This window comes from Pseudomonas sp. TNT2022 ID642, assembly GCF_028656995.1.
GTDB lineage: Bacteria > Pseudomonadota > Gammaproteobacteria > Pseudomonadales > Pseudomonadaceae > Aquipseudomonas.
This window is the reverse complement of sequence record NZ_JAMDGW010000011.1, coordinates 127,297-139,245: the sequence shown is the minus strand read 5'-3', so window position 1 is coordinate 139,245 and position 11,949 is coordinate 127,297. Positions and strand designations below refer to the sequence as shown.

General features: G+C 61.5%; 9 protein-coding genes. All 9 read left to right on the top strand.

Annotation, left to right across the window (positions count from 1 at the left end):
• The first annotated feature begins 16 nt into the window (after positions 1-16).
• The 9 genes from M5G26_RS12235 (at position 17) to M5G26_RS12195 (ending at position 11,882) form a co-directional block, all read left to right on the top strand.
• On the top strand, positions 17-997 hold the full coding sequence (locus M5G26_RS12235) for an AAA family ATPase (protein WP_150692648.1): 981 nt from the start codon (positions 17-19) through the stop codon (positions 995-997).
• Positions 994-1,929: a DUF58 domain-containing protein gene (locus M5G26_RS12230; RefSeq protein ID WP_273915472.1), complete on the top strand. Its 936-nt coding sequence runs from the start codon at positions 994-996 to the stop codon at positions 1,927-1,929. Before M5G26_RS12235 ends, M5G26_RS12230 begins: the two co-directional genes overlap by 4 nt.
• Positions 1,926-2,525 carry a DUF4381 domain-containing protein gene (locus M5G26_RS12225; RefSeq protein WP_273915471.1) on the top strand — a complete coding sequence of 200 codons (600 nt, stop codon included), beginning with the start codon at positions 1,926-1,928 and terminating at the stop codon, positions 2,523-2,525. The genes M5G26_RS12230 and M5G26_RS12225 overlap by 4 nt, the downstream gene beginning before the upstream one ends.
• Positions 2,512-3,504, top strand: coding sequence for a vWA domain-containing protein (locus M5G26_RS12220; RefSeq protein WP_273915470.1), 993 nt, complete (start codon positions 2,512-2,514; stop codon positions 3,502-3,504). The genes M5G26_RS12225 and M5G26_RS12220 overlap by 14 nt, the downstream gene beginning before the upstream one ends.
• 1 nt (position 3,505) lies before the next feature.
• The gene (locus tag M5G26_RS12215; RefSeq protein WP_273915469.1) at positions 3,506-5,086 is read left to right on the top strand and encodes a VWA domain-containing protein; all 1,581 of its coding nucleotides are present in this window, start codon (positions 3,506-3,508) and stop codon (positions 5,084-5,086) included.
• Positions 5,083-6,525: a hypothetical protein gene (locus tag M5G26_RS12210; RefSeq protein ID WP_273915468.1), complete on the top strand. Its 1,443-nt coding sequence runs from the start codon at positions 5,083-5,085 to the stop codon at positions 6,523-6,525. Before M5G26_RS12215 ends, M5G26_RS12210 begins: the two co-directional genes overlap by 4 nt.
• Positions 6,522-7,544, top strand: coding sequence for an HAD family hydrolase (locus tag M5G26_RS12205; protein ID WP_273915467.1), 1,023 nt, complete (start codon positions 6,522-6,524; stop codon positions 7,542-7,544). The genes M5G26_RS12210 and M5G26_RS12205 overlap by 4 nt, the downstream gene beginning before the upstream one ends.
• Before the next feature lie 70 nt (positions 7,545-7,614).
• Positions 7,615-9,189 carry an arylsulfatase gene (locus M5G26_RS12200; RefSeq protein WP_095112052.1) on the top strand — a complete coding sequence of 525 codons (1,575 nt, stop codon included), beginning with the start codon at positions 7,615-7,617 and terminating at the stop codon, positions 9,187-9,189.
• 188 nt (positions 9,190-9,377) lie between these two features.
• Positions 9,378-11,882 (top strand): fused MFS/spermidine synthase, encoded by a 2,505-nt coding sequence (locus tag M5G26_RS12195; RefSeq protein ID WP_273915466.1) that lies wholly within the window; start codon positions 9,378-9,380, stop codon positions 11,880-11,882.
• Positions 11,883-11,949 lie beyond the last annotated feature (67 nt).

The window sequence follows — 11,949 nt, the reverse complement described above, 5'->3', positions numbered from 1 at the left end:
ACAAAGGACTGCCCCTATGACTGCGCTTACCGACCTCAATGCCCTGCAAGCCAGCATCGCCGAAGCCGTACTCGGTCAGGATCAGGTGATCCGCCAGATCCTCCTCGGCCTGTTGGCCAACGGTCACTTGCTGCTGGAAAGTCTGCCGGGGCTGGCCAAGACCCGCACGGTCAAAGCACTGGCCAAACACCTCGACGCGAAGATGAGCCGCATCCAGTTCACCCCGGATCTACTGCCGTCGGACATCACCGGGGCCGAGGTGCTGCATCAGGTCGAAGGCAAAAACGAAATCCGCTTCCAGCCGGGGCCGCTGTTCGGCAACCTGATCCTCGCCGACGAGATCAACCGCGCGCCGGCCAAGGTGCAAGCGGCGTTGCTTGAGGCCATGGAAGAACGCCAGATTACGGTGGCCGGCAACAGCCATGCCCTGCCCGACCTGTTTATTGTGGTGGCGACGCAAAACCCGATCGAACAGGAAGGTACCTATCCGCTGCCGGAAGCGCAGATGGACCGTTTTCTGATGAAAGTCCTGCTCGACTACCCGAGCGCGGAAAACGAAAGTCAGGTGCTGCGCCTGCTGCGCAACGAAGAGTTCGCTCAGGGCGCCAGCACCACGCCCGCCAAGGGTTTCAGCCTGCCGCAGGACGTGATCTTCGCCGCGCGCAAAGAAGTCAGCGCGGTACATGTCTCTCCGGCCATCGACAGCTACCTGATCGACCTGATCAACGCCACCCGCCATCCCGCCGACTACGACGCAGACCTCGCGCGCTGGATTGCCATCGGCGCCAGTCCACGCGGCGGCATTGGTCTGGATCGCTGCGCGCGTGCCGATGCGTGGTTGCAGGGTCAGGACTTTGTTTCGCCGGACAACGTGCGCGCGGTGGTGCATCCGGTTCTGCGCCATCGCCTGCAATTGAGCTACGACGCGGTGGCCGACGGCGTCAGTGCCGATCAGGTGCTCGACCGGATTCTCGACAAAGTGGCGATTCCGGCATGAACGACGAAGGTCTGGTCTACGTCTCTCTCGCGCAATTGATGGCGTTGGAGTTCAAGGCCCGTGACCTGAGTTTTCTCGCACGACAGCCGCGGGGCAGCATCCTCGCCGGCAACCATGCTTCGCGCCTGCGCGGGCGTGGCTTGAATTTCGATGAGCTGCGTCGCTATCAGCCGGGCGATGATTTGCGTCACCTCGACTGGCGCGCCTCGCTGCGCACCGGCAAACCGGTGGTGCGTACATTCACTGAAGAGCGCGACCGCCCGGCGTTGATCGTCGTTGATCAGCGCATGTCGATGTTTTTCGGCTCACAACGCAGCTTCAAATCCGCCCTCGGCGCCGAACTCGCAGCGTTGGCGGCATGGATGGTGTTCAACGCCGGCGACCGGGTCGGCGGGCTGGTGTTCAACGATCAGCGAATCGACAGCGTGGCGCCGCTGCGCAGCCGTAAACGTGTGGAAGCCTTGCTCAACCGCATCGCTGAACAGAATCGGGCACTGAGCGCGGCCAATCCCGACGCCGAAGACGAAGACCAACTGGACAAGGTTTTGCAACGCTGCCTCGCCCTGGCCGGACATGATCATTTGATCTGCATCGTCAGCGACTTTGCCGGGGCCGGCGAACGTACCTTGCAACTGATGCGACAGCTGTCAGCGCACAACGATGTCATCGCGTTGCAGGTCTATGACCCCTTGGCGATGAAGCTGCCGAACAATGGCCGCCTGCTGATCACTCAAGGCGAGTTGCAGGTCGAATTGGCGGTAGAAAAACGCAATGTGCACCAGCCCTTGGGGGATTTCCTCAGCGGCCGGCTAAAGGACGTCGCCACCCTGCTGCGCCGCAGTCAGGTGCCGTTGATGATGTTCAGCACCGCCGAAGAGGCCCACGCACAACTGCGCGCCGAGCTGGGTAAAAGTGCCGGAGCAAAACGGTGAATCCGCAGATCCCCAGCATCGAACAGCTTAAAGAGCTGGGCCTGCCGGCGCCGGTCAGCTATGCGCCGCAGACGTGGGGTTGGTGGGTGTTGCTCGCCCTTTTGATATTGGCCGCGTTGCTGATCGGTATCCGCCGTTATCGGCAATGGAGAAGAGACACCTATCGGCGTGAAGGCCTGGCGCGTCTGGCGCAATTGCGTGGTCGCAGCGATGACCTCAATGCCTTGCGCGAATTGCCGGAGCTGCTCAAACGCGTCGCCCTCTCAATGCCGACACAATCCCCGTGCTGGAACCCGATTAATGTGGGAGCGAGCCTGCTCGCGAAGAGGCCGGCACATTCAACATCTATGGTGTCTGGGCCACAGCCTTCGCGAGCAGGCTCGCTCCCACAGGGTCCTGCGGTGCTTGGCCGGGAGGATTGGCAAGTCTTTTTGCAGCAACACAGCAAGAAGCCGCTGCCGGCCGGCTTCAGCGAACAACTCGCACAACTCGCCTACGCCCCCGACGACGCCCTGCGCGCCCTCCCCGCGCCGCAACGTCAGGCATTGTTCGACACCTGCCAATCGTGGATGGAGCATCACCATGTGGCAGCTTGATTACCCCTGGCTGTTGCTCCTGCTGCCGCTGCCTTGGCTGGCTTACCGCTATCTGCCCGCCTACAACGAGGCCCGCAGCGCCGTGCGCGTACCGTTTTTCGCAGCCATGAGTCGCGCGGTCGGTGAAGCGCCGGGCATCGTCGGCAACCGCCGCAATCACTGGCAATTGCTGTTGAACGTCCTCGTCTGGGCATTGATTCTGCTGGCCGCCGCACGCCCGGTATTTGTGGAGAAACCGATCGAACGGCAACAACCGGTGCGCGACCTGATGCTTGCCATCGACCTCTCGCAGTCAATGGAAACCGAAGATTTCACCAACGCCAACGGTGAAAAGATCAATCGCCTCGCCGCCGTCAAAGAGGTGGTGCAAGGCTTTATCGACAAGCGCAAGGACGACCGCCTCGGTCTGATCGTGTTTGGCACCGGCGCCTACCCGCAGGCGCCGCTGACCCTCGACCACGCCAGCCTCTCGCTGTTGCTGGCCGACACCGGTATCGGCATGGCCGGCCCCAACACCGCGATTGGCGACGCCATCGGATTGAGCCTGAAGCTGCTGGACAAGGCCCACGAGCAGGAAAAAGTACTGATCCTGCTCACTGACGGCAATGACACCAGCAGCGCGATCACCCCGGATCACGCCGCTGAAATGGCCGCGAACAAAGGCGTGATCATTCACACCATCGGCATCGGTGACCCGAGCGCGTCCGGTGAAGCCAAGGTCAACTTGTCGGCGCTGGAACAGATCGCCAAAACCACCGGCGGCCAGTTCTTCCGCGCCGAGGACCGCAACGCACTGGATCAGGTCTACGCCACCCTCGATCGCCTCACCCCGCACCAGGTGAAAACCCTCAGCCATCAACCGCAACGCGAGTTGTTCTACTGGCCGCTGGGCGCGGCGGTTGCGCTGTTGGTGCTGTATCATCTCGGCGCGTTGCTGCGTGTGCGTCTGGCGTTTGCCCGTCAGCGGCAGGAGGCCTGAGATGGAGATCAACCTCAGCGACTTCCATTTCCTCCGCCCCCTATGGCTGCTGCTCGCACTGTTCGGTGCCGTGCTGCCAATGCTCTGGCGGCGTGGTCGCGACCTGCAACGACGGTTGCGCGGCAATATCGCCGAGCACTTGTTGCCGCACTTACTCATCACCCCTCAAGACCATCAGCGCCTGCGCCCGGTGCACCTGCTGTGCGCGCTGTTGATGCTCGGCGCCGTCGCCGCCGCCGGGCCGACCTGGGAACAGGATCGGCCGGACTTCCTTGAAAATCATGCGCCGCTGATTGTCGCCGTGGATCTGTCGCCATCGATGGACGCCAGCGATGTGCAGCCGAGTCGACTGGAAGCGGCGAAACACAAACTGCACGACCTGATCCAGCGCCGCGCCGGTGCGCGCACCGCATTGATTGCCTACGCCGGCAGCGCCCATCTGGTGTTGCCGCCGACCGATGATCCGGCGCTGCTCGACACCTTCATTCAAGCCTTGGGCAGCGGATTGATCGACAAACCGGGCAAAGACGTCGGCGCGGTGATCGATCAGGCGAAACGCTTGCTCAACGCGGAAAAAACACCCGGCAGCCTGCTGCTGATCACTGACGGCGCTGACACCGCAGAACTCGACGACCTCGACAAGCGGGTGGGCGACAGCCCGTTACAAGTGCTGGTATTGGCCGTTGGCAATGAGGACGGCGGCATCATCCATGATGCCAACGGCCAGCCGCGCACCGATGCCAACGGGCGCCCGGCACTGGGCCGTTTCGATCCGGCAGCAATCAAGCAACTGGCCTCCGCTCTCGATGCGCCACTGGGTAGCCTGACCGTCAATGACGATGATCTGGACTGGATCGAGTTGCACGCGCAGCAGCATTTTCAGAGTGCCAGCGCCGAGCAGCGCGAACTGCACTGGAAAGACGCCGGTTACTGGCTGTGCTGGCCGTTGTTGCTGTTGGCGCTGTGCAATGTGCGCAAGGGCTGGAGCGTCAACTGGATGCCCGCGCTGGCACTGGCGATTGGCTTGAGCTGGCCAGCAGCACCAGCACAGGCCAACGCCCTGACCGACGCTTTCTTCACCCGCGATCAGCAAGGTCGCTGGGCCTTTGAACATGAGCATCTACCGCAAGCCGCTGCACTGTTTGTCGACCCATACTGGAAAGGTGTCGCGGCGTATCACGCGGCCGATTACGACCTCGCGCTGGCAACTTTCGCGCGGCTCGACACGCCGCAGGCGTATTTCTATCTGGGCAATATTTACGTGCGCCGCTTCAAGTTCGATGAAGCCATCGCCGCGTATACCCAGGCCTTGAAGCTGCAACCGCAGTTCGCAGAAGCCACGGCCAATCTGGCCTTGGCCCAGGCCTTGCTCAAGGACACCGAAAGCGCCGAGAAAAACGCCCCGGAGACCAAGCCCGATGAGGTGAAATTCGACAAGGCGCCGGGTAAGGGTCAGAGCAAAAAGGTCGAGACTGAACAGGCTGCGTCCGATGCCTTGTGGCTGCAGAACCTGACCACCTCGCCGGCGAAGTTTCTCAGGCAGAAGTTCAGTTTGCAGGATCAGCAGGGAGCCAGGCCATGAACCGCCTAACCCCTACTACCGCCATCGCTGGCAAGCCAGCTCCCACAGGGAACTCCGGTGTTATCACCGATTTTGTGAACACCATAAAACCCTGTGGGAGCTGGCTTGCCAGCGATGGGGCCAGATTGATCACTACAAGAATCAGCTTCTGGTTCCTGGCCAGCCTGCTAAGCCTCAATGCTTTCGCCACCGAACCCCAACTCAAAGTCCAGGCCCATCTGCAACCCGCCGAAGGCGCCATGGTCGGTGGCCTGATCGAACTGCAAATCGACGTCCTCACTGACACCTGGTTCACCAGCGCTGCCACCCTGCCCGAGCTGAAACTCGACGGCGCCCTGGTCATGCCGCCGGACGGTCAAGCACAGCACCTCAATCAAACCATCGACGGACAGGCTTTCAGCGGTTTGCGCTACAGCTACCTGATCACCCCGAACGTCGCCCGCACGTTTGAAATCCCTTCTCTGACCGTGCGCGCCACACCCGGCCAGGCCACGACAGAAATCAGTGCGCAAAGCCAGCCGGTGCAGTTCAGCGCGGCCCAGCCGCCCGGCTTCAAACCCGGGGAAACACCGCTAGTGGCCAGCGGTTTGCGTTTCACTCAGAGCATCACCCACTCGGCGACGCCGTTGAAAGTCGGCGACAGCATCACCCGCCAACTGACCCTGCAAGCGGACGGCGCACTGGCCATGGCTCTGCCGATTCCAACGCTCGGTGATGTTGCCGGTCTGAGCCGCTATGCGAAAACCCCGCAAGTCACCTCGCTGGATGACGGACGTGGTGACATCCTCGGCGGCCAGCGCATCGACAGCGTCAGCTACCGCATCGACAAGGCCGGCTCACACACCCTGCCGGCCATCGAGGTGAAATGGTGGGACGCCGGCACTCGCCAATCGCGCACCGCGCAAGTGCCGGCGGTGACGTTCGAGGCAGCAGCCGGCACGCCTTACAAACCGGTCTTTTCAATCAGCGAAGACCTCAAGCAACTCGGCCAGAATCGCCTGCACTTCTCTACACGCTGGCTGTGGTGGCTGACCCTGATCGTGGCGGTCGCCGGTGCCGCTTATCTGTTGCGTCCAGCGTTAAACCGCGCCCGGCAACAGTGGCAAACACGCCGGCAGGCGCAACAACGGGCATGGCAGCAATCCCCTGATTTCGCCTGGCAGCAAGTCAACGCACAACTACAAGCGCGACCTGCGCAATTGAGCGCGCTGTACCTGTGGCTGCGCCGCAGTCGGCTGGGGCTGAAACTGGTGGATACCGGCCCGCGCCTGCAAGGGCTGTTACGTGGGCTTTACGGTCGTCAGCCAAGCACCGAGCAAACACTCGTTCAACTGCGCGAATCATTGACTACGCTTCACAGTCAGGCCGAACAGCAGCACGCGAAACCGGCCTCGGCCCTGCGCCCGCTCAACCCCGTTCACGAGAAGGACTTCCCATGACGACTGCGCTACGGCAACGCCAACGTTTCGGACTCGCCCTGTTATTCGGCCTCGCCCTGCCACTGCTGGCTCAGGCCAGCGAGCCGCTGCCGTCGTGGAATGACGGCCCGGCGAAGAAGAACATTATCGAGTTCGTGCAGGCGGTGACCGACCAGACCAGCAAGGACTTCGTCAAACCGGGCGACCGCATCGCCGTGTTCGACAACGACGGTACGTTGTGGAGTGAACAACCGGCCTATTTCGAATTGCTGTTTGCCTTCGACGAGGTCAAGCGCAACGCCGCGCAGCATCCGGAATGGAAAACCACCCAGCCGTTCAAAGCCGTGCTGGAAAACGATCACAAGGCGCTGGCCGCTTCCGGCATGGAAGGCCTGCTGAAAATCGTCGGGGCGACCCACACCGGCATGACCACCGAAGCCTTCGATGACTACGCCAAAACCTGGCTCAGTCAGGCGCGCCATCCGAAAACCGGCAAGCCGTACACCGAGATGATCTTCCAGCCGATGCTGGAAATGCTCGACTACCTGCGCAAACAGGACTTCAAGACCTACATCGTCTCCGGCGGCGACACCGGGTTCATGCGCGCCTTCGCCGAGAAGGTCTACGGCATCCCGCCGGAACAAGTGATCGGCACCACCTTCATCACTTCATTCCAATACAAGGACGGCAAGGCCTCGATCGTGCGCACAGCGAAACTGGCGCACAACGACGACGGCCCCGGCAAACCGGAAAGCATCGACGCGGTGATCGGCAAACGGCCGATCCTCGCCTTCGGCAATTCCGACGGTGACCTGCAGATGCTGCAGTGGACCGCCGCCGGTTCCGGCAAACGGTTTATGGGGCTGGTGCACCACACCGACGCCAAGCGCGAATGGGCCTATGACCGCCAATCCGATATCGGCCGGCTCGACAAAGCCCTCGATGAAGCGAATTCCCGTGGCTGGACCGTGGTTGACATGGCGTCGGAGTGGCGCCGGATCTACCCGTTCGAGCCTGCGGTCACCGGGCAGGTGCAATAAGAAAGCGTGATGCAGGACTGCAATAAACGTTAGTCGCAATAAACGACCCCCGCGAAAAGGAGCAAGTCAGATGACTCGCATACGCAAGTGGCTACCCAAGCTCGCCTTAGTGGCGACTTCGGTCATGGCGCTGTCGGCAACGGCCACAGCGGCTGAAAAACCCAACATTCTCGTGATCTTCGGCGATGACATCGGCCAGACCAATATCAGCGCCTACTCGATGGGGGTGGTTGGCTACAAGACCCCGAACATCGACCGCATCGCCAAAGAAGGCATGATGTTCACCGACTACTATGCGGAGAACAGCTGTACGGCTGGACGATCATCGTTCATCACCGGGCAGACTCCATTGCGTACTGGCCTGTCGAAAGTGGGCATGCCTGGCGTGCCAGTCGGCTTGCAGCCCCGCGATATAACCATCGCCCAGGCATTGAAAGCACAAGGTTACGCAACGGGCCAGTTCGGTAAAAACCACCTCGGTGATAAAGATGAATACCTGCCGACTAACCATGGTTTCGACGAGTTCTTCGGCAACCTCTATCACCTCAATGCCGAAGAAGAACCGGAGCGTCCGTACTGGCCCAAGAATGATGCCGAGTTTGTCAAGGCAGCCTCTCCGCGTGGCGTGATCCACAGTTTTGCCGATGGCAAGATCGAGGACACCGGCGCGTTGACCAAAAAACGCATGGAGACCATCGACGACGAAACCACTGCCGCCGCTCAGGCGTTCATCGAGAAGCAATCGAAGGCGAACAAACCGTTCTTCGTCTGGATGAACACCACCCGCATGCACGCGTTCACTCACGTGCGCGAATCGATGCAAGGCCAGAGCGGCATGGTCGGCAACGAGTATGCCGATGGCATGATCGAGCATGACGGCGACGTCGGCAAACTGCTCAAAACGCTCGATGACCTCAAACTGACCGACAACACCATCGTGGTCTACACCACCGACAACGGCCCTAACCAATGGTCGTGGCCGGATGCGGCAACCACACCGTTCCGCAACGAGAAAAACTCCAACTGGGAGGGTGCGTATCGAGTGCCTGCGATGATTCGCTGGCCGGGTAAAGTCAAGGCCGGTGAAGTGTCGACGCAGTTGTTCTCGGGTCTGGACTGGTTCCCGACGCTGTTGGCGGCGGTCGGCGACACCGATATCAAGGATCGCCTGCTCAAAGGCGCCGACGTCGGCGGCAAGAACTTCAAGGTGCATCTGGATGGTTACAACCAGTTGGATTACCTGACTGGCAAAACCGACAAGAGCGCGCGCGAGGAGTTCTACTATTTCAACGATGACGGTGTGCTGGTCAGCATGCGTTTCAACGATTGGAAACTGGTCTTCTGTGAGCAGCGCGCTCCCGGTGGTCTGGAAGTGTGGAGCGAACCGTTCGTGTGCCTGCGTGTGCCGAAAATGTTCAACCTGCGCATGGACCCGTACGAACGGGCTGACATCGTGTCTGACCAATACTATGACTGGCTGACGAAAAACGACTATCTGATTTTCGACGGCACCCGCAGGGCTGCGAAGTTCCTGCAGACCTTCGTCGACTACCCACCGAGTCAGCGTCCGGCGAGCTTCAGTATCGACCAGATCCGTGAGGACGTGGACCGCCGCATTGAAGAGAAAATGAAGAAAGCCCAGTAACACCGCTCGACTGCCGCTCGCCGTCACCGGCGAGTGGCCCTTTTTTTTGACTTGGGACTGTGTCGGCTTCTTCGCGAGCAGGCTCGCTCCCACAGGGGATTTGTGGTGGCCACAGGTCCAGTGTGGGAGCGAGCCTGCTCGCGAAGGGGCCAGTACCGTCACAGTGACTTTTGAATTAAGGCCTCCGCATGTCCTCACGTATCGCCAGCAAGCCATCGGCCATACCCGCTTTGCAAACCACCTCCCCGGCCCTGCTCATCCCTGCCCTGCTGCTGTGCATCTCCGGCGCCGCAGCCTTGGTCTATCAAGTGCTGTGGATCAAGCAACTGTCGCTGGTGGTCGGCGTCGAGGTGTACGCGATCACCACCGGTATCAGCGCGTTTTTCGCCGGGCTGGCCATCGGTGGCTTGCTGTTCGGACGTTGGGCGGATCGCTTGCAACAACCGGTGTTGCTGTATGCCGGGCTGGAAGTGCTGGTGGCGATTCTCGGCGTCGGCGCGACCGTGGCCATGAGCCTGGCAGCCAGCCCGTTTGCCTGGCTGCAAGGGCACGTCGGCGTGCTCGCATGGCTGCTGCCCTTTGCACTGGTTGGCCTGCCGGCGGTGTTGATGGGCGGTACCTTGCCGGTGCTGGTGCGTTCGCTGACCACTGACCCGGGCAAGGCTGGCGGTCAGTTATATGCGGCCAACACCTTGGGGGCGATTGTCGGCACCCTCCTCGCCGCGTTCGTGTTGATCGCCAGCCTTGGTGTGCGTGGCAGTGCCTTGTTTGCGGCGATGCTCAATCTGCTGGCAGCCATCGGTGCGTTATGGCTGGCCCGGCAGCATCCGGCGCCCCTGACCACCACCATCAAACATCACGTAGAAAAAGCCCCGGATCGAACTGCGCTGTGGCTGTACTCCATCGCCGGTGGCGTGGCGCTGGGCTATGAAGTGGTCTGGTCGCAATCGATCGTGCAGTTCATGAGCACGCGCACCTACGCGTTTGCCGTGGTGCTGGCGACCTATTTGACCGGGTTGTTTATCGGCAGCGCCCTGCTCGCCCGGCGGGTCGAACGCATCCGTGATCCGTGGGGCGTGTTCGGCTTGCTGATTGCCGGCGCCGGGTTGGTCGCCTTGCTGGAAATCGCCGTGCTCGGGCGCTGGCTGGTGATCGCGCAAAGTCAGGCGGAGATGTGGTTGTTGAGTCTGGGCGCCAGTGAGCTGGCCGGCATGAGCGCACGCTTTGCAGTGGCGGCGTTGAGCATTGTGTTTGTACCAACGCTGCTGCTCGGCGCGGCGTTTCCGCTGGCACTGCGTTTGAGTGTCGGCCATGAACGCGTTGGTCGTGATGTCGGCGCGGTGGTCGCTTTCAATACCCTCGGCGGGATCGTCGGGGTGATGCTCTGCGGTTTCCTGTTGATCCCGCTGCTGGGGCTGGTGCGCACCTTGGGCCTGCTGGCGATCATCGCCGCCGGCATCGGCTATTTTGCCGTACGCAAAGGTCATCACGTGAAGAAAGGCCGGCGTCAGGCTGTGACCGCCCTTGGGCTGGTGTCGGTTTTTTTGGCCGTGTTCACGCCGGTCGACAAACTCGCCAGCCTGTTGCCCGGTGCGCGCAATGGCAGCCTGGCGTTCTACGAAGAAGGACGTGGTGGCACCGTCGCAGTGGTTGCGCAAGGACGCGGCGAGAACACCTTCCACCGTTTGTACATTCAAGGCGTATCGAACACCGGCGATGCCATGCCGTCGCTGCGCTACATGCGCATTCAGGCGCTGTTGCCGCTGCTGATTCACAACGGTGAACCGCGTTCGACCTTGGTGATTGGATTCGGTACCGGCATCACGGCTGGTGCAATGCTGCGCTATCCGGGGCTGGAGCACCGGGTGGTGGCCGAGCTACTGCCAGCGGTGGTCAAAGCCGCGCCGCTGTTCAAGGGCAACTTCAACGCCGCCAGCGATCCCGGCGTCGATGTGCGTCTGCGCGACGGTCGCCAGGAACTGCTCCGCAGCGCACAAACCTACGACCTGATCACTCTCGAACCGCCACCGCCCTCTGCGGCCGGCGTGGTCAACCTGTATTCGCGGGACTTCTACCAGTTGGCGGCGAGTCGCCTGGAAAAACAGGGCATCGCCGCCCAGTGGCTGCCATTACCGACGCAGAACATCGACGACTCGCGTTCGCTGGTGCGCAGTTTCCTCGACGTGTTCCCGTACGCCTCACTGTGGACCAGTGAGTTCCACGAGATGTTGCTGGTCGGCTCAATGCAGCCGATGGAACTGGACGCCGCGAAAATCACCGCGCGTTTCCAGCAGGACAGCGTGCGCAGCACCTTGCAGGATGTCGGCATCGGTTCAGCCGCTGCCCTGCTCGCGACCTGGGTCACCGATCGCGCCGGGCTTGAACGCTTTGCCGCCGATGCACCTGCGGTGACCGACGATCAACCGCGTATCGAGTACGCGCCGTGGGTGCGCAGCAAGGAAATCACGCGCGTGTTGCCGGCACTGTTGGACCTGTATCAGCCGCCGCCACTGGTGAATGCCGATGCCGGTTTCAATGAACGTATGGAAAGCCATCGCCAGCGCCTGATGCAGTTCTATCGCGCCAGCCTGCATGCCTACGACGGCGACCGCGATGCCTGGGCGCGGGATATCGGCGAAGTGATGCGCGGCGATGGCGGCAACCCGTATTTCCGCTGGTTCGTCGGCAAATGAATAGAGGCTGAGGACTTTTCGACGCGAAACAGGTAGGGTGCGCACAATCAAAGTGCCATCACTGGAC

Bases quoted from the DNA above. Each gene is read 5' to 3' on its own strand.
- M5G26_RS12230 (WP_273915472.1), top strand. From the start codon at position 994: ATGAACGACGAAGGTCTGGTCTACGTCTCTCTCGCGCAATTGATGGCG.
- M5G26_RS12235 (WP_150692648.1), top strand. From the start codon at position 17: ATGACTGCGCTTACCGACCTCAATGCCCTGCAAGCCAGCATCGCCGAA.
- M5G26_RS12210 (WP_273915468.1), top strand. From the start codon at position 5,083: ATGAACCGCCTAACCCCTACTACCGCCATCGCTGGCAAGCCAGCTCCC.
- M5G26_RS12215 (WP_273915469.1), top strand. From the start codon at position 3,506: ATGGAGATCAACCTCAGCGACTTCCATTTCCTCCGCCCCCTATGGCTG.
- M5G26_RS12220 (WP_273915470.1), top strand. From the start codon at position 2,512: ATGTGGCAGCTTGATTACCCCTGGCTGTTGCTCCTGCTGCCGCTGCCT.
- M5G26_RS12200 (WP_095112052.1), top strand. From the start codon at position 7,615: ATGACTCGCATACGCAAGTGGCTACCCAAGCTCGCCTTAGTGGCGACT.
- M5G26_RS12205 (WP_273915467.1), top strand. From the start codon at position 6,522: ATGACGACTGCGCTACGGCAACGCCAACGTTTCGGACTCGCCCTGTTA.
- M5G26_RS12195 (WP_273915466.1), top strand. From the start codon at position 9,378: ATGTCCTCACGTATCGCCAGCAAGCCATCGGCCATACCCGCTTTGCAA.